Source organism: Diaphorobacter sp. (genome assembly GCF_050251835.1).
GTDB lineage: Bacteria > Pseudomonadota > Gammaproteobacteria > Burkholderiales > Burkholderiaceae_C > JBFXIE01.
The window spans coordinates 1-21458 of record NZ_JBFWLZ010000048.1 but is presented as its reverse complement, the minus strand read 5'-3'; the positions used below and the strand labels follow the sequence as shown (position 1 = coordinate 21458).

Below are 21458 nucleotides of genomic sequence, written 5' to 3'. Positions count from 1 at the left end.
ACGGCGACAACGACGGCAAGAACCAATTCGCCCGCCAGAAATGGCGGGCGAAGGCAAAAGCCCCGGCCCCGCTGCCCATGAAACATTGCAGGTGGCAAAATTCTCTTGCATACCGCCAACGCACCCGGAAACCCTCCCCACCATGTTCACAGGCATCGTCCAGGCCACCGCCCGCATCGCCGCCATTGAAGACCGCGCAGGCCTGCGCACCTTCACCCTCGAATTTCCCACCGGCTTTTGCCAGGACCTCGCCATTGGCGCCAGCGTGGCGACGGATGGTGTGTGCCTGACGGTGACCGAGATCCTCTCGCCCACGCGCGCCACGTTCGACGTGATGCTGCAAAGCCTGAACATCACCACGCTGGGCGGCTACGGCGTGGGCGACCGCGTGAATGTGGAGCGCGCCGCCAAGGATGGCGCCGAAATCGGCGGCCACCCCCTTTCGGGGCATATCGACTTCACCGGGCAACTGGTGCAGCGCCGCGTGCTGGACAACAACCTGGTGTGGCGCGTGGCCGTGCCCGAGGCTTTTCGCCGCTATGTCTTTGCCAAGGGCTACATCGCCATCCACGGCGCCAGCCTGACGGTGGCCGAGGTGAACCGCGCCGAGGGCTGGTTCGAGGTCTGGCTGATTCCCGAGACGCGCCGCGCCACGGTGTTTGAAGACGTGCAGGTGGGCGACCGCCTGAACATCGAGATCGAGCGCAGCACCCAGGTGATGGTGGACACCGTGCGCGAGGCCGTGCAGGAAAGCCTGGGCCGCCTGGCGCCGGTGCTGGAAGCGCTGCTGAAAGAAAAGGGGTTGTCGCTGGACGACTACCTGCCGCAACCCGTTTCAAAATGATAGCTGACAGCGCTTGCTGCATAAGGGTTTAACGGCATTTTGACCCTGATTTTGACCTACCCTGGGCTGTGATGCGCCCGATACGGGCGTTGCAGCCTTCTGTACCGGGCCCCAGAGCGGCTTTTATCAGGTGTTTTATGCCTCTAGCCCTTTCTAATCAAGCGCGGATAGCTCTCTTTTTTGAAGTCATCAGAACTGCATGTCCGCGCGCAGCCACAGCGTGCGGCCGGGCTCGTTGATGCGCACACCACCGGGGTAGCCGAAGCCTGCATTGCCCGCCAGGTTCAGGTGCTCGGCGTAGTTTTTATCCAGCAGGTTGTCCACGCCGGCGGCGAGCTTCAGGTGGTTGTTGATGCGGTAGCCCGCGTGCAGCGACAGCACGCCAAAGCCGGCGCTGGCGCCCAGGTCGCGGCCCACCACGTTGCCCTGGCCGTTGGCATGGCGGTGCTGCGCGGCCACCAGGCGCCACAGGCCGCCGGCGCTCCAGGGGCCCTGGGCGTAGTCCAGGCCCAGGCGCGCCTCCAGCGGCGGCATTTGCGGCAGCGGGCGGTCGTCGCTGCTGTTGCGGCCCCAGCTGTAGGCCAGCGTGCCCTGTGCCGTCCAGGCGGTGCTCAGGCGCTGGCTGGCGCCCAGCTCAAAGCCGGCGGTGCGCGCATCCACATTGCGCACGGCCGACTTCATGGCAGCGTAGTCGAACAGGATGTAGTCGCGCACCACGCCCACATAGGCCGATGTCCACAGCTGCCAGTCGGCGCCCTTCCACTGCGCGCCCAGGTCCAGCTGGGTGGTCTTTTCGGGGCGCAGCGTGGCAAAGGCGTTGCCGGCATTGGCGGCGCTGTTGCCGGGGGAGATCAGCTCCCAGTAATCAGGAAAGCGCTGCACATGACCCAGCCCCACATAGACCAGCGCGCTCTGGGGCGCCAGCGTGTGCTCCCAGCGCACAAAGCCGCTGGGCAGGGCCGTGCGTGAGCGTTGGTCGGTGCCCGTCGTGGTAGGCATGGTAGGCATGGTAGGCATGGCAGGCATGGCGCCCATGCCCGTCGTGGTGCTGGCGGTGGTGTAGCGCCAGGCCTTGGCACGGTCCAGGCGCAGGCCGCCCACCCAGCGCGTGTCGGCCTGGGCTTGCCAGCTCAGCTCGGCGAAGGCGCCCAGGCCTTCAAACTTGGCATCGCGCTGCCAGGGCTTGGCGCTGTAGTGCTGGCTAGGCGAGCCTGCGCGTTTTTCGTGGGGGCTGTGCATGGCATCCAGCCCCGTCACCAGTTGCCAGTCGGGCTGCCACTGCAGCGTGGCAGCCAGGCGGGCGCCGCTGGTGTCGCGGCGCACGTTGCTGGCCATGCTGCCGCCGGGCGCAAAGGTGCGCAGCGAGAAGTTGTCCATGACATGGTCGGCGCGGTTGCGGTACAGCTGCGCCTCCAGCTTGGTCAGCCAGGGGGTGAGGTGGGTTTTCTCAAAGCGCAGGCCCCAGCTGTCGCGCTGGAACTGCGTGCCGTCCATGCCGCGGCCGCCATAGCGGGCCTCGCCGTCGCCCGCGCCAGCGCTCAGCTCCAGCAGCGTGTCGGCATCGGGCGTGAAGCCCAACGCCACGTCGGCGTTCCATTTGTCCCAGGCCGATGGCACGCGCCGGCCGTTGCCGTCCTGGTAGTCCTGGCCGTGGGACTGGTTGGCGGTGACGCGCACGTACATCTGCGCGTTGCCGGCCTGCAAGTCCACGTTCTGGTCGTTGCGGTCGGCGCTGCCACCCTGCAGGCTGGCGCTGAAGCGCACGCCGGGTTCGGTGAAGTCGGGGCGCTCGCGGTCAAAGCGCACCACGCCCGCCGACGCGCCCGGGCCCCAGATGACGGTCTGCGGCCCCTTGACCACGGTGAGCGCGTCAAAGGTTTCTGGCGATATGTAAGAGCTGGGCGCATCCATGCGCCCCGGGCAGGCGCCCAGCAGCTGCGTGCCGTTGGTCAGCAGCGGCAGGCGCGAGCCGAACTGGCCGCGAAACACCGGGTCGCTGTTGGAGCCGCCGCTGCGGATGGCCGAGAAGCCAGGAATGGTCTTGAGGTAGTCGGCCGCGTCGCTGGCAGGCACGGGCTGGCGCGGCTGCTTGGGGTTGGCCACCACCTGCACGGGCGAGTGGTCGTGCACGGCGGTGACGACCACGTCGCGCAGCGTGGGCACTGGGGCGGTGGGGGCGGTGGGTGCATCGCCCGCGGCCAGCGCCGGGCCGGTCAGCAGCAAGGCGCAGGCCAGCGCGCCGGGGGTGAGGTGCGAGGACAGGGGCGCGCAACCCAAGGCGCGCGCGGGAAGAGAAAGTGCAGTCATGAAAAATCCATGCCCGCGGCGGCCCGGCCGCATGGGGCGGGCCGCACGCAGGCCAACAACAAGGGGCGCCGGGCCGCGCGTGCGGGCCAGCGGGTGGTTGCAGTCAGGCGGGCAAGGGCGGGGGGCCGCGCGCGGGCAGCGGCGCCTGCGCCCGCCAGGCCGCCACCGCCGGTGCGCGGCTGAGGGAGGTCGGGTGTACGCGCGGGGCGGGTGGGCGCAGGGCAGCCAGCGTCAGCGCAGGCGGCGTGGCCAGAGCAATGCACAGCAGGCAGCCGGGGTCGGCATGGTGGCTGTCGTGCGCTGCGGGGGCGGCATCCGGCGTTGGCGCGCCCCCGGGGCCGGAGAAACAGATGTCCAGGTATGCCAGGTCTGTACCGGGCAAGGCCTGGCGCACCTGCACGTTGGCCCACAGCGCCACCACCCACGCGAACACGAACACCGTGAAGACCACGGAGCCCAGCTGTCGATGGTGACGAATGCGTTGCAGCATGGGTTGGGCATTATGCCGAGCGCACGGCGCAGCCAAGACCTTGGCTGCGTGCCAGGGCTTGACCTGGCGCAAGTCAGAATGCTGGCATGTGCGCTGGCGATAATCGCCGCCATGCCAAACCGCTGGAAACCCAACGTCACCGTGGCCGCCATCGTCGAGCACGAAGGCCGATTTCTGTTCATCGAGGAAGACACGGCCGACGGCCTGCGGCTGAACAACCCGGCAGGCCACCTGGACCCGGGCGAGTCGCCCATACAGGCCTGCGTGCGCGAGGTGCTGGAGGAGACGGCCTATGACTTTCAGCCCACGGCCCTGGTGGGCGTGTACCTGAACCGCTTCACGCGCACGCGAACGGGCCACGACATCACCTACCTGCGCTTTGCCTTTGCCGGCACCGTGGGCGCGCACCACCCGGGGCGCAGGCTGGACGAGGGCATCGTGCGCGCCGTGTGGCTCACGCCCGATGAGCTGCGCAGTTGCACCACGCAGCACCGCAGCCCGCTGGTGCTGCAGTCCATCGAGGACTATCTTGCCGGGCGGCGCGCCCCGCTGGAGCTGATCCATACCGACGCCAGCGTGCTGCAGCCGCCGCGCTGAAGCAACGCGCCGTGGCGGCACGCCCTGACCGCCCTTCATGTCACGCGGGTGATGCCCCTTGCGCATGTCCGCCCACCCGGGCTTGCGCGCAGTGCTCACCTACAATTGCCACCCCCCCAGAGCCTGTTTGCGCCCCTTGTGCAGCATGGCATGCAAGGCCGGCCCAGGGCGCCGGCAGGCTCGCATACAGCCGACTCCCCGCCCGGCGATCCGGTCAGGGCGTCGGCCCCACCTTCATTGAGCTGGAGACGCCCTGATGCCCGACACCCCCGCGGCCCAAACCCCGTCCGACAAACGTGCGCTGCTGCGCCGCGAAGCGCTGCAATACCACGAGTTTCCCCAGCCCGGCAAGATTGCGATCGCCGCCACCAAGCAGATGGTCAATCAGCACGATCTGGCCCTGGCCTATTCGCCCGGCGTGGCCTCGCCCTGCGAGGAAATCGTCAAGGATCCGGCTGCCGCCTTCAAGTACACCAGCCGCGGCAACCTGGTGGGCGTGGTGACCAACGGCACCGCCGTGCTGGGCCTGGGTGACATCGGCCCGCTGGCCGGCAAGCCGGTGATGGAAGGCAAGGCGGTGCTGTTCAAGAAGTTCTCGGGCATCGACGTGTTCGACATCGAGATCAACGAGAAAGACCCGGAAAAGCTGGTCGAGATCATTGCCGCGCTGGAGCCCACCTTCGGCGGCATCAACCTCGAAGACATCAAGGCGCCCGACTGCTTTTATGTGGAGCGCAAACTGCGCGAGCGCATGAAGATCCCGGTCTTTCACGACGACCAGCACGGCACGGCCATCGTGGTGGGCGCGGCCATCCTCAACGGCCTGAAGGTGGCCGGCAAGGACCCTAAGAAGGTCAAGCTGGTCACATCCGGCGCAGGCGCCGCGGCGCTGGCCTGCCTGGGACTGCTGGTCAAGCTGGGCATTCCGCGCGAGAACATCTGGGTGACCGACATCGCCGGCGTGGTCTATGAAGGCCGTACCGAGCTGATGGACGAAGACAAGGTGCTCTACGCCCAACCCACCGCTGCCCGCACGCTGGGCGAGGTGATCGAGGGCGCCGACGTGTTCCTGGGCCTGTCGGCGGGCGGCGTGCTCAAGCAGGACATGGTCGCAAAAATGAACGCGCGCCCGCTGATCTTTGCGCTGGCCAACCCCAACCCCGAGATTTCGCCCGAGGACGTGAAAGCCGTGCGCGATGACGCCATCATCGCCACCGGCCGCACCGACTACCCCAACCAGGTCAACAACGTCCTGTGCTTTCCGTACATCTTCCGCGGCGCGCTGGACTGCGGCGCGACCACCATCACGACCGAGATGGAGATCGCCGCCGTCCACGCCATTGCCGAGCTGGCCCAGGCCGAGCAAAGCGAAGTGGTGGCCGCCGCCTATGTGGGCGAGCCGCTGGCTTTTGGCCCGGATTACCTGATCCCCAAGCCGTTCGACCCGCGCCTGATGATGAAGATCGCGCCAGCCGTGGCGCAGGCTGCGTTTGACTCGGGCGTGGCCCAGCGCCCGGTGGCCGACATGGACGCCTACCGCGACCATCTGCAGACCTTTGTGTATGCGTCGGGCACCACCATGAAGCCCATCTTCACCGCAGCCAAGGCTGCCACCAAAAAGCGCGTGGCCTATGCCGAGGGCGAGGAAGAGCGCGTGCTGCGCGCCGCGCAGATCGTGGTGGATGAAAACATTGCCCGCCCCACGCTGATCGGCCGCCCGAACATCATTGCCCAGCGCATCGAGAAGTTCGGTCTGCGCCTGAAGGAGGGGCAGGACTACGACATCGTCAACGTGGAGCAGGATCCGCGCTACCGCGACTTCTGGCAGACCTACCACCGCCTGACCGAGCGCAAGGGCGTGACGGTGCCCATCGCCAAGATCGAGCTGCGCCGGCGCCTGTCGCTGATCGGCGCCATGCTGCTGCACAAGGGCGAGGTGGACGGCCTGATCTGCGGCACCTGGGGCACCAATCCCATGCATCTGAACTACATCGACCAGGTGATTGGCAAGCGCGCGGGCGTGGCCACCTATGCCTGCATGAATGGCCTGCTGCTGCCGGGCCGCCAGGTGTTTGTGGTGGACACGCACATCAACTACGACCCCTCGGCCGCGCAACTGGCCGAGATCGCCGTCATGGCGGCACAAGAGATGGTGCGCTTTGGCATCAAGCCCAAGGCCGCCTTGCTCAGCCACTCCAACTTCGGCTCCAGCAACCAGCCCAGCGCCATCAAGATGCGCGAAACGCTGGCGCTGCTGCAGGCACAGGCACCCTGGCTGGAGGTGGACGGCGAAATGCATGGCGACGTTGCGCTGGACGGCAAGGCGCGCAACGCGCTCATGCCCCACGGCACCCTGACCGGCGACGCCAACTTGCTGATCATGCCCAACATCGACGCCGCCAACATCTCGTACAACCTGCTCAAGACGGCGGCTGGCGGCAACATCGCCATCGGGCCGGTGCTGCTGGGCGCGGCCAAGCCGGTGCACATCCTGACCCCCAGCGCCACGGTGCGCCGCATCGTCAACATGACCGCGCTGACCGTGGCCGACGCCAATGCGGTGCGCTGAGACGATGTGACCGATCCTGGCAGATACCTGTCTGCCAAGGCGATAACCCTGTGCCATTGCCCAAAATTTGGGCAATGGCTTGCCTTTTGATTGCCTTTTTGTCACACTACCGGCTCGAAATTTCGGGGTTAACCCGCAGTTTCCGAAAGGTGTTGTGAATGTTGAAGGCTGTCGCCATCCGGGCGTACAAAGCAGTAGTGGCGTGCGCATTGGGTGCTGTGATCGGGCTGTCGCCGGCCCTGGTGTTCGCGCGGCAGACGCCAGACACCACGTCCCTCCCCACCATCGCGCTCTCCGAGCTGCCCGCCCAGGGGCGGGCCACCTATGCGCTGATCCACGAAGGGGGGCCTTTTCCGTATGACAAGGATGGCTCGGTATTTGGCAATCGCGAGCGCTTGCTGCCGCAGAAAAAGCGCGGCTACTACCGCGAATACACCGTTCGGACGCCGGGAGTGCGGCATCGGGGTGCGCGGCGCATCGTTTGCGGCGGTGCTCCCCGCACGCCGGATGCCTGCTACTACACCAGCGACCATTACTCGAGCTTTCGACAAATCATGCAATGACTGCCGCAGCCCCGGGCTGTCTATGTTTTGATGGGCGTGCGCGGGGCACGCCATCGGTTTTTCATCCGCCAGCCGCACGCCCGGGTTGCCGGATTTTTCAATCAGTGGACCTCTAAAAGAAAGAGCAACGGAGATGGAAACACCACTTCGTAAAGATCAGGAAACGCTTTTGCGCGGTGTGCGCCCCAATATCGTGCAGTCGATCCGCGCCTTCCGCGTGCACGATCTGCAAGGGGCAGCACAGGCGATGGGCCACCATTTTCTTTACGCCAACCTTGCACATGCGCAAACCAAGCAAGACGTGCTGGAACTGATCGCTTCGCAGTTCACGTTTCCGGCACATTTCGGCAAGAACTTCGATGCGCTGTACGACTGCATGACCGACCCGCTGCACAAGTCGGGGCCGCAGCCGGGCTTTATCGTGGTGCTGGAGCAGATCCCCACCACCGCCAAGTTCGACAAGGAAGCACGCGAGCAATTGCTGGACATCTTCCGTGACGCCGCCGAGTACTGGAGCGACCGCAAGATTGCGTTTCGCTGCTTCTATTCTTTTCTGTAGCCCGTTCTGCAACCGCCGGCCAGGCGGAGCGGGCTGATGAGGCGCTGCACGGCGCCGCTGCACAGGCCATCACGATAGACAGCAACAGCGACAGCTGCGGCGAAAAAATGCCCACCGACAAACTGGTGGACGTCTCGCCCCAGGCCCTGCGCATGAGCAGCCCGTTCAACGCGGGCTACTGGCTCAGCGTGGCATAAAGGCACACAAGGACGTTTCAAGCCCCAACCCTTGTAAAGCAAGCGCTAGTAGCTATTTTTTTAATAGCACGCCGATTTCGCGAGGGCCACGTATTCATCGACAGGCACCTCTTCTGCGCGCCGCTGGGTGTCAAAGCTGCCGGCGTAGCCGCGCTCATCCAGCCAGCGGCCCAGGGTGTGGCGCAGCAGCTTGCGGCGCTGGCTGAAGGCCACCTGCACCAGTTCGGACAGCAGCGCCGCGTCCACCTCGGCGGGCGTGGCGTAGGGCACCATGCGCACCACGGCGCTGTCCACCTTCGGGGGCGGGTCGAAGCTGCCCGGCGGCACGAACAGCACGTCTTCCATGGCATAGCGCCACTGCAGCATGACAGACAGACGCCCATAGGCGCCGGTGGCGGGCGCGGCCACCATGCGGTCGATGACCTCTTTTTGCAGCATGAAGTGCTGGTCTTCAATGACCTGCACATACTCCAGCAGGTGGAACAGGATGGGCGTGGAGATGTTGTAGGGCAGGTTGCCCACCACTCTTATTTTTGTAGCTGCCAGCGCTTTTGCCACTTGGGCAAAGTCCACTTTTAATACATCAGACTCGACCACATCCAGCTGCCCGTGCGCACGCAGCCGGGCAGCCAGGTCGCGGTCCAGCTCGATGACGGTGAGACGCCCCAGGCGCTCGACCAGCGGCTGGGTCAGCGCGGCCAGGCCGGGGCCGATCTCCACCATGGGCTGGCCCGCCCGCGGGGCGATGGCGCGCACGATGGCGTCGATGATGCCGGGGTCGCTCAGGAAGTGCTGGCCGAAGCGTTTGCGGGGGATGTGCTTCATCGCGGCAGGGCCCTCACTGGGGCGGCTCGCGGTATTCGACGTAGGCGCGCGCTCGCGCCTCCTGAATCCAGGTCGCGAAGGCCTCATCGAGTTTTTTCTCGCGCACCTGGTCGCGCACCATGTCGCGCTGCTCGCGCTGGGTCAGGCGCTGTTCGCGCCGCTCCACCAACTGGATCAGGTGCACGCCAAAGCGCGACACCACGGGGCGGCTGATCTCGCCGGGCTGCAGGGCATTGAGCACTTCTTCAAATTCAGGCACGTAGCGCCCGGACGATGCCCAGCCCAGGTCGCCGCCTTCGCTGGCACTGGCGTCCTGCGAGTGCTGGCGCGCCAGTTCGGCAAAGTCGGCCTGGTTGCGCGTGATGCGATCGCGCAGGTCTTGCAACCGTTCGGCGGCCTGGCGCTCGGACAAGCCCGCGTTGGTGCGCAGCAGGATGTGGCGCGCGCGGCTTTGCACGGCCATGGTGGGCACATTGCCGTAGGTTTTGTCCACCACCTTCAGGATGTGGTAGCCGGCTGGCGAACGCACCGGCCCGACCACGCTGCCCACGGCGGCCTGCTGGGTGGCCTGGACAAACAGCTCGGGGTAGCGATCCGCCGGGCGCAGGCCCATCAGGCCGCCGCTGCTGGCCGTGGGGGCGTCGGAGTATTCGCGCGCCAGCGCGGCAAAATCGCCGCCGGCCTGCAGCTTGGCCAAGACCTCCTGGGCGCGGGCGCTGCGCTGCGCGGCCGCCTGTGGGCTGGCGTTTTCGGGCACGGTCACCAGGATGTGGCCCAGGTTCAGCTCCAGCTTGCCGGCGTCCGCGCCCGCCTGCTGGTCGCGCAGGTACTGATCCACCTCCAGGTCGCTCACGCGCACGCGCGACTCCACATCGCGCTCGCGCAGGCGCAGGGTCAGCAGCTGGTTGCGCAGCTCTTCGCGAAAGCGCTCCTTGCTGATGCCGTCCAGTGCCAGGCGCCGGTGCATCTCTGGCACGCTCACGTCGTTTTGCCGCGCCACGGATTGTTCGGCCTGCTCAACGGCGTAGTCATCGACCTTGATGCCGCTGTCCTTGGCCAGCTGCACCTGGATTTTTTCGAGGATCAGGCGCTCCAGCACGTCCTTGATCAGCCGCTCCTGCGGCGGCCGGGTGCCGCCCTGGGCGGCGATCTGCTGCGCGACGCGCGCGGCGCGCTGGCGCACTTCGTTATTGGTGATGGGCTCGGAATTGACCACGGCGACGATGTAGTCGGCCGGCATTGCAGCCGCTGCCGCGGGGGCCGGCGCGCTGGCGGCGGAGGGCGGGCGCTGCAGACCGGGTGCAGCCGACGGCCGCAGCCCCTGCGCCTGCACGGACGCGGGCACCAGCGGTGCAAGTGCGGTCAGGCCGGCCAGGCCCAGGGTCAAAGCGCGGTGTTTCATGGCGTGGTGGACATTCATGGTGCTCAAGGCGGGCGCATGGCCGCGGCGGGGCGGCGGCCGTGCGGTCAATCGTAGTTGGAGAAGCGGCTGGGCGGAGTCTGGTTTTCGCGCAGGAACTGGTAGCGCGGCACATTCTGCTTGAGGCTGGACAGCGGATTGGCCCCCAGCGACAGGCGCGAGAACCCGACGAATTCGATCTGGAACATGAGCCGGGTGTTGGACGCGTTGACGCTGCGCTGCAGCCGCTCCAGCACCACGCGGCCAATCCAGCAGCAGCTTTCGTACTCGAAGCCGACCACGGTGTCCACCAGCTTGCGATCTTCCAGGCTGTAGTTCAGCCGGCCCACGCTGTACCAGCGCCCGCCCGCGCCGGGCTTGCCGGAGCCCAGCACGTCATTGAGCGGCCATTGCCAGCCCACGTCGATCTGCTCGCTGGGCTCGGAGATCAGGCCGGTGACTTTCTGCATGCGATAGGCCGCACTCACCGTGCGGTAGTCGCCCGGCGAGTAGCGCGCGCCCACCGTGGTGCGCAGCGAGCGGCCACTCTTGGGGTTGTACTGCACGGTGGAGTCAAAGCCCCACTGCGGCGTCCAGTTGATGCCCGCGCCCAGCAGCACGTCCGACAGGCGCTCGCTGACCGGCGCGGCGCCGGGCATGGTGACCTGCTGGTCGGCAAAGCGCAGGCGCTGCGCCACGCCAAAGCGCGCGGCTTCGGCGCCCGTTTCGGGGTCCAGCAATCGCGTGGTCACGCCCAGGGTGAGCAGGTTGTTGTCGGCCACGCGGTCATTGCCGCCAAAGGCGTTTTCAGAGTAGATGGAGGCAAAGTTGAAGTCGTTGGCCGCCGTGTCGTACACCGGCAGCATGCTCTGGTTGCGATACGGCGTGTAGGTGTAGAAGGCGCGCGGCTCCAGCGTCTGCACAAAGCCGCGGCCAAAGTAGGCAGCGTCGCGCTCGAACACCAGGCCGCTGTCCAGGCTGAAGGTGGGCAGTGTGCGGCTGGCCGTGCGCTGGCCGCCCACCAGCGGCGCGTCAAATTCATAGTGGGTGGTGTGCAGCTGCACGCGCGGCGTGATGAAACCCGCCGGCGCCAGAAAGGGCCGGCTGACCTGCGCCAGGGCGTAGCTGCGCTTGGCGTTGGGCTGGCCGGTGTAGGCGCGGTCGGCATGAAAGCTGGTGTAGTCCGCCTCGATACTGGCATCGAAGCCGCCAGCCAGTTGCGCGGGCTGGTACTGCCAGCGCAGCTGCGGCTGGCGATCGTAGGGCGGCACGATGGGCGAGTTGACATCCTGCAGCGTCTGCCACTTGACGGTGCGCAGGCTCAGCGTGTGGTCGTTGCGCCCCCAGTTGAGTGAGACCTCGCCGGGCAGCAGGCGCTGCGCCAGCTGGTTGTTGACGGTGTCGGGCAGGCTGCCGCGGCCCAGCAGGCGCTGGGAAAAGTCGCGCCAGTAGTCGTCGTCGCTCACGCGCCGCACGTTGATGCCCAGGGACGCATCGCCCAGCGGCGTGCCCAGCGCGCCGCGGTGCTGGATGCCGTAGGACCAGCGGTCGCGGTCGCGCAGGCGGTCGCCGGGCATGAACTCGCCGGTGATCTCGCCGCTGTAGCGCGGCTCCAGGTAGCGGAACTCACCGCTCAGCATCACGCCGCGCCGACTCAGCAGCACGGGGGTGATGGTCGCGTCGCGGTTGGGCGCGATGTTCCAGTAGTAGGGCTGGGCGTATTCCAGGCCGCTCAGGCTGTCCAGGCCGATGGTGGGCGGCAAAAACCCCGACTTGCGCCGGTCCGACAGCGGAAAGGTGAGGTAGGGCACGGGCAGCACCGGCACGCCCTTGAATTCGAGCACGCCGTCCTCGGCCCTGCCCACGTCTTCCACCCGGTCCAGATGGATCTTTTTGGCGCGGATGATCCAGTCGGGCTGCCAGCTGGCCTCGTCGGTGCGCTGGCAGGTGGTGTAGGTGGCGTCGTGCACCACCGAGCGCTCGCGGTCGATGAAGTCCACGCGCGAGGCCTCGCCGTGGGCCGAGGTCTCAAGAAAACGGTAGCGCGTGTCGCTGAAAAAACCGCTGAAGGCCTCCACCTGCATGTCCAGCAGGCTGCCGTCATACACGTTGCCCGCGCGGTTGATGTGCACATTGCCGCTGGCCTTGGCGCGGTCGGTGGCCACGTCGTACTCCATGCGGTCGGCGCGGATCACCGTGTCGCCGCGGCGCAGTTCGGCATCGCCCTCGATGACGGCGCGGATGTCGGGCTGGCCCGTCACCCGGTCGCCGCGCACAAACACCGGCAGCTGCGCGCGCACGCTGCCGGGCAGCGCATCGTGCAGGCGGCCCGTGGGGCGCAGCACGGGCGGGGTTTCGGCGGCGGGGTCTGCCGGGTCTGCCTGGGCCAGCACCGCCAGCGGCACGCCGCACAGCATCAGGGCCGCCAGCCGCGCCAGCACGCTGCGCGCTGGCAGCGGCGCGGCACCGGGTACGGGTGGGGCGGATGGGCGGGCGGGCAGGGCGTGGGACAAGTAAAAGCGATCCATGGAATGCGCGGGTCGGACGGTGCACGGCACCCATCTGGGATGCGCCGCGGGCCACCTGGCCGGGCAGGGCCGGGTTTGTAGAATGGGATTATCCATGAGCCACCCCTGCCCCCCACCTCCCGCCAGCCCTGCCGGGACAGCCCCCGCCGCCACATCCTGCAACACCCCCGACAACGCCGTGCACTGGAGCGACCCGGCGCGCCGGGCCGCCTTTGAAGCCTGGCTGGCCCCGCTGGCAGACACGCACGGCCTGCGCTCCGACACCTTGCGGCCCGCCTCGGCCGACGCCAGCTTCAGGCGCTACCTGCGCCTGGACACGCAGGGCGGCGCCAGCCACATCGTGATGGACGCGCCGCCCGACAAGGAAGACTGCCGCCCCTTCGTGCAGGTGCAGGCGCTGATGCAGGCCGCCGGCCTGCGCGTGCCGCAGATCCTGGCCTGGGACGAAGCCCACGGCTTCATGCTGCTGTCCGACCTGGGCGCGCAGACGGCCATCGAACGCCTGGACCCGGCCAACCCCCAGGCCGCCCACGCCTGGTACCTGCAGGCCGTGGATCTGCTCATCGACTGGCAGCGCGCCAGCCGCCCCGGCGTGCTGCCCGCCTACGACGAGCCGCTGCTGCGCCGCGAGCTGCAGCTGTTTCCCGACTGGTACATCGCCCGCCACCGCCAGGCCACGCTGACCGACGCGCAGCAAGCCACGCTTGCCAAGACCTTCGACACCATCGTGGCGCACAATCTGGCCGCGCCCAGCGTGTATGTGCACCGCGACTTCATGATGCGCAACCTGATGGCGGGCGCGGACGGGCGCCTGGGCGTGCTCGACTTCCAGGACGCGGTCTATGGCCCCGTGACCTACGACATCGCCAGCCTGATGCGCGACGCCTTCATCAGCTGGGAAGAAGACTTCGTCATCGACATCACCGTGCGCTACTGGGACAAGGCCCGGCGCGCGGGCATCGTGGGCGCCCACAGCAGCAGCGGCTGGGGCGCCGACTTTGGCGAGTTTTACCGCGCCGTGGACTGGATGGCGCTGCAGCGCCACCTGAAGGTGGCCGGCATCTTCGCGCGCATCACGCTGCGCGACGGCAAGCCCAAATACCTGCAGGATGCACCGCGCTTCATCGCCTACATCCGCCAGACGGCCGGCCGCTACCGCGAGCTGGCGCCGCTGCTGCGACTGGTCGATGAGCTGGAGGGCACGCAGGCCGCCCTGGGCTATGCCTTTGGGCGGGTTTGAGGATTAACCCATCAAGCCAAAATGGCCTGCAGCCCTTGCTGATCAAGCGCTATCAGCTATTAAATGAGTAGCTATTTGCGCTGCAGCACCCTGGCCCCGTAAGCACACCAGCCAGGGCGGGGGCTTTTCTTTTGCGGGTGCAGACGGCAGGTTTCGGGCCGCTGCTCGTACACCGTGCACCGGCGCGTGGCGGCGTCCAGAAACTGGCAGTCGCCGCTGGCGCGCCGCGCCAGGGTGAACAGGGTGTTCTTGTGGTTGAAGTGGTCGATCAGCCGCGCCTTTTGCAGCCGGCGGGCGATGTGCCGGGGCTCTTCGTGCTCGGCCTCGAAGGCGTCCACCAGCCCCAGCCGCACCAGGTCGGGCAGCTGCACCTCCAGCGGCATGGTGCAGCAGTGGGCCGCGCAGCTGTCGCACAGGCCCGCGCGGTAGCGGGTCCAGGTGTCGGGGCGGTCCACGTCAACGATGGTGATGGCAGGCTTCATGGGGCGCGCATTGTGCTCCCAATTCAAATTGGGTTCAGCCGCGCCAGCCGCGCACCGCGTGGGCCACGGCCGCGGGGGCGATGAACTCCTGCTCCAGCCGGCCCTGGTCCAGGCGGCGCAGGTGCGCATCCAGCGCGGCCTCGTCGGCGCGCAGCGCGCTGCCCTCCGAAGCAGGCGCGTGCATCGGCTCGGCCACGGCCTGGGCGGCGTGGGCATCGAAGGTGGCGCGGTCCATCAGCAGTGCCTGCAGATGCGGCAGATGCGCGCGTGCCGTGGCCAGCATGTGCAGGCCCCAGGTGTCGATGTCGCCCCAGTAGGCCACGCGCCGCTGCTGCAGCCAAGGCGCGGCCAGCCAGCCCAGGTTGAGCCCGGCGCCCAGCACGGCGATGGTGCCTGCCAGCGGCTGGGGCAGCTGGTGCAGGCTGCGTTCGTTTTCCACCAGCAGGATGTGGCTGGCCGGCAGGGGCGTGGCCAGCAGCTCAGCAGCGGGCACGCGCTGGCGCGCGAAGGGCAGCAGGCCGGGGGCCAGCGGGGCGAGCAGCAGCCAGTGGTCACCCTCGGGCAGCGCGTCCAAAAAGCCCGCCAGCCCCTGGCGGCTGGCTTCGCCGTCAAAGCGCTCGTCCAGCAGCGCCGTCAGCAGGCTGGCGTGACGCTCGAAGAATTTGCTGTCGTTGCCTTGCACGGCCAGTGCGCGCAGCGGCCGGCCGTTGGCGCAGCCGGGCTCCAGTTGCAGGGCGATGCGGGCGGCGGCGATGACGGCTTCGGCAGGCGTGTCGCGCCACTGCACCAGGCGGCGCACCAGCAGGCGCTGAAAGCCGCTGCGCTGCACTGCCGCGACGATGGCGCTGAGCCGCGCGTAGTCGGCCGCGATCTGCGCATGGCCCGGCGCCTTGAAGTGGCTGATGGCCGCAATGCATTCGGACGGCCTGGCCAGCCGCCAGTGCGTGGGCACGGCGATGGCGGCGCTGGCGCCGCGGTAGCGCCGCTCTTGCCACTGCACGCTGCCCAGGCCCTGCTGCTGCACGTCGCGCCAATGCTGCAGATGGCCGCGCAGCACGCTGGCATCGCCCAGAAAGTCCGCCGCGCCGGGCGCGCCGATGGGCAGCACCAGCGGCCAGGCCGCCGCGCCGCACAGCAGCTGGCGCTCGCGCCAGTCGGCGCTGTGCCATTGCTGGGCCAGCCGGGCCGCCAATGCCTGGGGCGACTTCATATTTGCGCCGGGTTTGGCGCTGGCTGCGTGCGGTGCGCGTTCTGCACGTTCTGGCGGAAGGCGTCGATCTCTTCCCAGCGCAGCGATGCCAGCGTGGCCTGCGCGCCGCGCCGGTGCACCACGACGGCGCTGCGCGTGTGGTTGCGCAGCAGGCGCACTTCCTTGTTGGGCGTGACGAACAATGCGTGCAGGCCAAACTCGCGCAGCGCCTGGATGATGCGCGCGGCCACGGCCTGCGAGCTCTTGGAAAAAGCCTCGTCCAGCACGATGGTGCCAAACACCGGGCGGCTGGCGCCGTCGGGGCACAGCGCGTAGCTGAGCGATGCGGTGAGCACGTAGCTGGCGATGATTTCCTTCTCGCCGCCGCTGCCGCCTTGCGAGCCGGTGCGCCGCTCCAGCATCTGGCCGCTGGCGCGGTCCATCACCAGCACCGCAAACTGCAGCCGGTAACGCGCATCCAGCAGCGCCTGCGCGGCCTTGCTGCGGCGGTTGCCAGCGTGGGTCTGCAGCATCTGCACGATGGCGCGTAGCGCCCGGTAGTGGCTGTGGCCGCCGTCATCGCGCAGGCGCTCGGTGCGCAGCTGGTTTTGCGCCTGGCTCAGGTCCTGCAGGCTTTGGTGCACGACCGAGCGCGGGTCCAGCTGCAGGTAGCGGCCGGGCTGAAAGTCCACGCGTTGCAGCGTTTCATTGAGCCGGGCGATGCGGTCTTCGATGTCTGCCACCTGCGCGGCAATGCCGCTGAGCAGGTTGTCCACGCCCTGCTGCGAGGTGTCGTTGAGGTATTGCTGAAAGCGCTGGCGCTTGGCCGGCAGGGCTTCTTCTTCCAGCACCTGCAGGCGCTGCAGGTAGTGGGGCAGCGCATCTACCTCCTGCGCGTGTTCGGCTAGAGCGCCGCGGTCTTCAGCCCGGGCCCGGCCCATCTGGCGCACGATCTCCTGGTGCAGATGCCCGAGCTTTTTGCCGGCCTCTGCGCTTTTGGCGTGCAGGGCCGCGGCGGCGTCGCGCTCTTGCGCGTCGAGGTTGTCGCCGTCCAGTGCGCTCAGCCTGTGCCCCAGGCGGGCCAGTTGCGCGGCAAAGTCCGCATCCAACGCCGGTGCGCCGACGCTGCGCGCCTCGAAGGCGCCCAGGCGTTGGCGCGCGGTATCCAGCAAGGTGGCGTCTTGCGTCTGCGCGGTTTGCAGTTGGCGCAGCTGGTCGTCGGCTGCGCGGGTGTGGGCCTGCGCGGCGTCCCAGCGCTGCTGGGCCTGTGCCGTGTCGGATTGCGGGTGCAGCAGCGCCTGCAGTTGCTGTTCTTTGTGCTGCAACTGCGCGTCGGCAGCGGCCGCGTCCAGGTCTTGCAGCTGCAGCGTTTGCAGCGCGGCCCACAGCCGGCGCTGCTCCTGCGCGCTGCGCTGGGCGTGCAGGATTTGGGTTTTTTGGGCCTCCAGCCTTTTCCAATCCGTAGCTGCCTGCTCTTTTTGTTGCATCAGGTACGCCAGCCGGTCGCGGTTGTCAAAACCGGTCATCCAGTCCTGCTCCAGGCGCTTGTGGTCCTGCTTGTCAAAGTGGCCGGATTTGCCGGACATCAGCCCCTCGATCGTCATGGCGTGGGGCGTGCGCTCCAGCGTGGCGACGTCGGGCACGCAGTGGCGATCGAGCTCAGCCAGCAACTGGCGCAGCGCGCCCTGGTGCGCCGCGGGCAGGCGCGGCTTGATGTTGAGCTTGCGCGCAAAGCCGTCGGCCACAAAAGAGGCGGGCGCCGCAGCAGCGGGCACCTCCAGCAAGCGCACATGCAGCCGGTTGTGGCGCTGGTTCACCCATTGCAGCGCCGGGTGCAGGGCCGCGTGCGGCACCAGGATGCGCAGCCGGTGGCTGCCCAGGGCGCGCTCGATGGCGCCGCGCCAGCCTTGCTCAGGAAGCGGCACTTCGACCAGCTCGGCGGCAAAGGGCAAATCGTCTTCGGGCAGGGCCAGGTGCGCGGCCAGATCGGCGCGAAAGCTTTGGTACGCCACCGGCAGGTTGGAGCCGGGGCGCCGGCGCACGGCGTCGTACTCGGCCTCCAGAGCTTGCCAGCGCCTGTGGGCGTTGCGCTCGTCGGCAATGGCGGCTTCGGCATCGGCCTGTAGCTGCGCCTGATCGGCGTCCAGCTGCTGCACGGCGGCGGCTGCCTGCGCCTGGTGCGCGGGCAGGTCTTGCGCAGTCACCTCGTCTGCCTGCGCGGGGCTGGCCGCCAGTCCCAGGTTGCGCGCCAGCTGCTGGTACTGCAGCAGGTTGGCTTGCGTGCGCGCCAGCTCTTTGCGCGCCAGTGCGATGTGCTCACGCAGCGACTCGATGCTGGCGCCGCCCGCCTGCAGGTAGATGCCGTGCAGGTCTTGCTCGTGGCGCCGCGCGGCCTGTACCGTGTCATGAGCGGCGAGCAGGGCCTGGCTGCGCTGCGCCATCTGCGTCTGCAGCTGCGCCACGCGCTGGCGCCACCACTGCACGCCCTGCGCGGCAAACCACGCGGGCAGTTGCTGCTGCAGGGCCTGCACATGCGCCAACTGGCGCGCCTGCTGCTGCTCGCGCGCGGCCAGGTCGCGCAGCGGCAGCAGGGACGTGAATTGCGCATTGGCCAGCTCCAGGTCGGCATGGATGGAGGCCAGTTCGGCAAAGCCGTCCACCACTTGCTGCGCAGCGTCAAAGGCCGAGTGGTCGTCGAGCACCAGCTCGCGAAAGATCTCGTCAATGCTGTTGAGCTGCTTGAGCCCCGCCGCGCGGTTGAGCAGCGTGAAGGCGTTGGGGCCCACTTCAAAAAAACTGTGCAGCCGGGCCAGGTAGGGCGCCTTGCTGCTGAACATCTGCAGGCCATCGCTGTCCTTGGCCAGCTGGGTGAGCGCCCGCGCGCCGCCGCTGTGCTGCTCTTCCAGCCACAAGTCCAGGCCGTGGCCCTCACCCTGGGCAAATAGCCAGCGCTTTTGCATGTCGCCCGCCGACTGGCTGCTGCCGTCAAACCACAGCAGCGCGCCCAGCCAGACCGATTTGCCACCACCGTCACCCGTGCCGCCCGCGCGCACCAGCCGCGCCGCAATGCCGGTGGTGCAGCGGCCTGGCCGGGCGATGTGGTCGCCGCTGTCATTGCCCTGGCCCGCGGCGCCGCGCACGTAGCTGACCAGATCGCGGTCGCTTTCATGCCCGCCGGTCGAGGCCAGGTTGTAGCGCGGGCTGGCGCACAGCAGCGTCATCAGCGCATCGACCAGCGTGGTCTTGCCGCTGCCCGTGGGGCCGATGATGGCGCTGTTGCCCGGATCAACGCCCACCTGGTGGCGCCCGGCAAAAGCGCCCCAGTTGTACAGGTGCAGCTCTTGCAGGATGAACGACGCCTCTGCCATCATGGCGGGCCTCCCGCATCATCCGTGGCGTTGTCTTGCGCGCTTTGGGCGCCGCCGGCTTGCGCCACCTCGCGCAGACGCAGCAGCAGCGCCTGCAGGTTCTCGGGGTTGAGCAGATGCACGATCATGGGGCGGATGGTGATGCAGTCCTGCGCATCCACCTCCGACACCATACCGTGCATGCGCAAGTTCTCCAGCAGCTGGATCAGGCGCTTGCGCTCTTGCATGTCGCTGCCGGTGCTGCCCAGGTAGGTCTCCAGCTGCGGCAGCAGGCTGTCCACGGTGATACGCACCGGCGCGCCGGTACCGCTTTCCTGCTCGCGCTGCAAAAACTCGCGCCGCAAGATGGCCAGCAGCAACGATTGCTCCAGCGTCAGGCGCTGGCGGCGCATCAGGGGGTGCGTCCAGTCGTCCTGCTCGCTTTCGTCGGCGGCGTCATCATCAAAGTCAGGCACCACGGCCAGAAAGGCCAGGCCGCGCACGTCGTCCACCACCATGCGCAAGTCCAGCGGCTCGAGCAGCGCATCCAGCTGCGCCGTGTGCGCCGCAATCAGGCGAAACCACTGCGGCTTGGCGGCCGACTCCAGCCAGCCATGCGCCAGCACATGCTGCAGCGCCCGGCGCAGGGCCGACGGTGTTCTGGGTGCGCTGCCGCAATCATCTGGCAGGGCGTTTTTGGCCTCCAGCCCCTGATCATCACGCGCTTCAAGCGCTTCTTTTTGCAGCACGTCGGCAGTCTGCGGCGCCGGTGTCTGCGCGGCCATGCGGTCAAAGATATCGGGTTGGTGCGCCATCAAAGCTCCCAGTCCATCTGCGCCAGCTGCGCGCCGTCCAGCGCCACGCGCGGCACGGTGAAGCGCCAGCGCTGCGAGCCGTCCTGTGTGTCGATCTGCTCGTCGCCGGGCTGCAGCGGCACACCCGCCTCACGCGCCATGGCCAGCCACAGCGCAAAGGTTTCCAGGTCGTGCTCGCCCGGCGGCAGCGCGGCAGCCAGTTCCGCCAAGGTCATGGGCTGGCCCCGGTCCACCAGCATTTGCAAGGTGCGCTGCACCAGGGCCTCGCGGTCCAGCCCTTCAAAGGCCTGCCAGAACTCGCCCTCCATCTGGCCCAGGTCGGCGTATTCGGTGGTCAGCAGCAGCGCGGCCTGCTCGCCGCCGTCCAGCGACTTGACGCGCAGGCGCTCCACCAGCGGCACGCTGCCCAGCGCCACGCCCAGCGGCGGCAGCGGCGCGCTCTGGCGGCGCACGGCGCGCTGCTGCCAGTCGATGCGCAGGGCCTGCTCCAGCACCTCGTTGAGCAACTGGCCCACGCGCTGGTTCTCGGCCGCCTGGCCGGTTTTCATGAACTGGCTGACCTCGCGCTCGCTGCGCGCGCGCACGCCCTGCACCACCTTGGCCTCTTTGATGAGCTGCTGCACCAGCAGGTTCAGCGTGCTGCTCTGCAGACCGTCCAGGGCTTTTTTGGCGGCGGGGTGGGCAAGAATCTGGCGGATGCGCTGGCGCATCTCGGTCAGCTCGGTCTGGTTGGACAGCTGCTGGTGAAAGCTGTCAAACACGCGGCCCTCTTGCGTGTTGAGCAGCCGGGCATGGCCGTCGAGCAGCTGGTCCATCACCGCGCCGCGGTGGTGGCGCGCGCTGATGATGGCGCTGCGCAGCGCGCGGTCGGCTTCGCGCCACGAATCCTCCACCCGGCGAAAGTCCGCCCGCAGGCTGACCGACAGCGCATACACCTCGCGAATGCCCTCGACCGCCTGCTCCGGCGTCAGCGCCGTGATGCGGCCGGCCTGCACGTCCGCCAGCTGCTGCTGCAGGTCTGCGATGCGGCGCTGCAGATGCTCGGCGCGGCTTTGGGGGTCGGGGTCGAGCGCGGCGGCCAGGTTGTCGATCTCGCGCTGCACCACCGCCAGGCGCGAGGCGGTGGAGGTCATCATGCGACCGTCCAGCTGGGCGATGAAGCGCAGCGCCGTCTTGAGGGCGTCGGTCTCGAACACGCGGCCTTCGCGCTCGACCACCAGGCCGCGGCGTATCCACTCGCGCACATCACGCCGCGCCTGGCTCAGGGTGTCGGCGCTGTCGATTTCAAACTCCACCTCGTTGGCATGCGCCGCCAGCATCTCGGCCAGCGCCTGCACGGCTGCATCAAAGGGCACACCGTCGCGCTGATGCTCGAAGAGCGCATCCAGGCAACTGAGCACCAGCGGCGCCCGACGCGATGCCAGCAAAACCCAGGCGGGGTGCTGCTGGCGGGCGGCAATGTATTTGTGCGTGCGCTGCTGGCTGAGGGTGGGCATGGCCCGGGCAA

The 21458-nt window shown here is 68.1% G+C and carries 16 protein-coding genes; 6 read left to right on the top strand and 10 right to left on the bottom strand.

Annotation, left to right across the window (positions count from 1 at the left end):
* Positions 1-142 precede the first annotated feature (142 nt).
* Positions 143-844, top strand: a complete 702-nt coding sequence (locus AB7E35_RS13460) for a riboflavin synthase subunit alpha (protein ID WP_428167730.1) — start codon at positions 143-145, stop codon at positions 842-844.
* 189 nt (positions 845-1033) lie between these two features.
* Here the strand turns inward: AB7E35_RS13460 and AB7E35_RS13455 are convergent, their stop codons facing one another.
* Together AB7E35_RS13455 and AB7E35_RS13450 are read right to left on the bottom strand one after the other, a co-directional pair.
* Positions 1034-3151, bottom strand: coding sequence for a TonB-dependent copper receptor (locus tag AB7E35_RS13455; RefSeq protein WP_428167729.1), 2118 nt, complete (start codon positions 3149-3151; stop codon positions 1034-1036).
* Positions 3152-3254: 103 nt separating this feature from the next.
* Positions 3255-3641: a hypothetical protein gene (locus tag AB7E35_RS13450; RefSeq protein WP_428162637.1), complete on the bottom strand. Its 387-nt coding sequence runs from the start codon at positions 3639-3641 to the stop codon at positions 3255-3257.
* Positions 3642-3752: 111 nt separating this feature from the next.
* On the opposite strand from AB7E35_RS13450, the gene AB7E35_RS13445 reads away from it, so the two are divergent.
* From AB7E35_RS13445 to AB7E35_RS13430, 4 genes are all read left to right on the top strand, one after another.
* Entirely contained in the window at positions 3753-4238 is a 486-nt protein-coding gene (locus AB7E35_RS13445; RefSeq protein WP_428162636.1) for an NUDIX hydrolase, read from the top strand.
* A gap of 256 nt (positions 4239-4494) precedes the next feature.
* Positions 4495-6807 (top strand): NADP-dependent malic enzyme, encoded by a 2313-nt coding sequence (locus AB7E35_RS13440; RefSeq protein WP_428162635.1) that lies wholly within the window; start codon positions 4495-4497, stop codon positions 6805-6807.
* Between the two features lie 158 nt (positions 6808-6965).
* Positions 6966-7370 (top strand): ribonuclease domain-containing protein, encoded by a 405-nt coding sequence (locus AB7E35_RS13435; RefSeq protein WP_428162634.1) that lies wholly within the window; start codon positions 6966-6968, stop codon positions 7368-7370.
* Positions 7371-7503: 133 nt separating this feature from the next.
* A complete protein-coding gene (locus tag AB7E35_RS13430) occupies positions 7504-7929 on the top strand; it encodes a barstar family protein (protein ID WP_428162633.1) in 426 nt (141 codons plus the stop codon).
* 257 nt (positions 7930-8186) lie between these two features.
* Here AB7E35_RS13430 and rsmA read toward each other — a convergent pair whose 3' ends face one another.
* The 3 genes from rsmA to AB7E35_RS13415 all read right to left on the bottom strand — a co-directional run bounded on the left by rsmA (position 8187) and on the right by AB7E35_RS13415 (position 12878).
* Entirely contained in the window at positions 8187-8951 is a 765-nt protein-coding gene (gene rsmA, locus AB7E35_RS13425; RefSeq protein ID WP_428162632.1) for a 16S rRNA (adenine(1518)-N(6)/adenine(1519)-N(6))-dimethyltransferase RsmA, read from the bottom strand.
* A 13-nt stretch (positions 8952-8964) separates the two neighbouring features.
* The gene (locus AB7E35_RS13420; RefSeq protein WP_428162631.1) at positions 8965-10353 is read right to left on the bottom strand and encodes a peptidylprolyl isomerase; all 1389 of its coding nucleotides are present in this window, start codon (positions 10351-10353) and stop codon (positions 8965-8967) included.
* Positions 10354-10418: 65 nt separating this feature from the next.
* Entirely contained in the window at positions 10419-12878 is a 2460-nt protein-coding gene (locus AB7E35_RS13415; protein ID WP_428167728.1) for an LPS-assembly protein LptD, read from the bottom strand.
* Between the two features lie 94 nt (positions 12879-12972).
* Between AB7E35_RS13415 and AB7E35_RS13410 the strand changes: the two genes are divergently transcribed.
* Positions 12973-14118, top strand: a complete 1146-nt coding sequence (locus AB7E35_RS13410) for an aminoglycoside phosphotransferase family protein (RefSeq protein WP_428162629.1) — start codon at positions 12973-12975, stop codon at positions 14116-14118.
* 71 nt (positions 14119-14189) lie between these two features.
* Here AB7E35_RS13410 and AB7E35_RS13405 read toward each other — a convergent pair whose 3' ends face one another.
* The 5 genes from AB7E35_RS13405 to AB7E35_RS13385 all read right to left on the bottom strand — a co-directional run.
* Positions 14190-14600: a YkgJ family cysteine cluster protein gene (locus AB7E35_RS13405; protein WP_428162628.1), complete on the bottom strand. Its 411-nt coding sequence runs from the start codon at positions 14598-14600 to the stop codon at positions 14190-14192.
* Positions 14601-14634: 34 nt separating this feature from the next.
* Positions 14635-15810, bottom strand: coding sequence for a Wadjet anti-phage system protein JetD domain-containing protein (locus tag AB7E35_RS13400; protein WP_428167727.1), 1176 nt, complete (start codon positions 15808-15810; stop codon positions 14635-14637).
* On the bottom strand, positions 15807-19160 hold the full coding sequence (locus tag AB7E35_RS13395; RefSeq protein ID WP_428167726.1) for an ATP-binding protein: 3354 nt from the start codon (positions 19158-19160) through the stop codon (positions 15807-15809). The genes AB7E35_RS13400 and AB7E35_RS13395 overlap by 4 nt, the downstream gene beginning before the upstream one ends.
* Positions 19157-19951, bottom strand: a complete 795-nt coding sequence (locus tag AB7E35_RS13390) for a DUF4194 domain-containing protein (protein ID WP_428167725.1) — start codon at positions 19949-19951, stop codon at positions 19157-19159. Before AB7E35_RS13390 ends, AB7E35_RS13395 begins: the two co-directional genes overlap by 4 nt.
* Positions 19951-21458 (bottom strand): DUF3375 domain-containing protein (locus AB7E35_RS13385; RefSeq protein ID WP_428167724.1); only part of this gene is annotated, 1508 nt, incomplete at its 5' end. The genes AB7E35_RS13390 and AB7E35_RS13385, both read right to left, overlap by 1 nt.

Coding starts and splice junctions, on each gene's coding strand:
- AB7E35_RS13390 (WP_428167725.1), bottom strand. CDS start 19,951: ATGGCGCACCAACCCGATATCTTTGACCGCATGGCCGCGCAGACACCG.
- AB7E35_RS13415 (WP_428167728.1), bottom strand. CDS start 12,878: ATGGATCGCTTTTACTTGTCCCACGCCCTGCCCGCCCGCCCATCCGCC.
- AB7E35_RS13450 (WP_428162637.1), bottom strand. CDS start 3,641: ATGCTGCAACGCATTCGTCACCATCGACAGCTGGGCTCCGTGGTCTTC.
- AB7E35_RS13445 (WP_428162636.1), top strand. CDS start 3,753: ATGCCAAACCGCTGGAAACCCAACGTCACCGTGGCCGCCATCGTCGAG.
- rsmA (WP_428162632.1), bottom strand. CDS start 8,951: ATGAAGCACATCCCCCGCAAACGCTTCGGCCAGCACTTCCTGAGCGAC.
- AB7E35_RS13400 (WP_428167727.1), bottom strand. CDS start 15,810: ATGAAGTCGCCCCAGGCATTGGCGGCCCGGCTGGCCCAGCAATGGCAC.
- AB7E35_RS13460 (WP_428167730.1), top strand. CDS start 143: ATGTTCACAGGCATCGTCCAGGCCACCGCCCGCATCGCCGCCATTGAA.
- AB7E35_RS13430 (WP_428162633.1), top strand. CDS start 7,504: ATGGAAACACCACTTCGTAAAGATCAGGAAACGCTTTTGCGCGGTGTG.
- AB7E35_RS13435 (WP_428162634.1), top strand. CDS start 6,966: ATGTTGAAGGCTGTCGCCATCCGGGCGTACAAAGCAGTAGTGGCGTGC.
- AB7E35_RS13420 (WP_428162631.1), bottom strand. CDS start 10,353: ATGAAACACCGCGCTTTGACCCTGGGCCTGGCCGGCCTGACCGCACTT.
- AB7E35_RS13455 (WP_428167729.1), bottom strand. CDS start 3,151: ATGACTGCACTTTCTCTTCCCGCGCGCGCCTTGGGTTGCGCGCCCCTG.
- AB7E35_RS13405 (WP_428162628.1), bottom strand. CDS start 14,600: ATGAAGCCTGCCATCACCATCGTTGACGTGGACCGCCCCGACACCTGG.
- AB7E35_RS13395 (WP_428167726.1), bottom strand. CDS start 19,160: ATGATGGCAGAGGCGTCGTTCATCCTGCAAGAGCTGCACCTGTACAAC.
- AB7E35_RS13440 (WP_428162635.1), top strand. CDS start 4,495: ATGCCCGACACCCCCGCGGCCCAAACCCCGTCCGACAAACGTGCGCTG.
- AB7E35_RS13410 (WP_428162629.1), top strand. CDS start 12,973: ATGAGCCACCCCTGCCCCCCACCTCCCGCCAGCCCTGCCGGGACAGCC.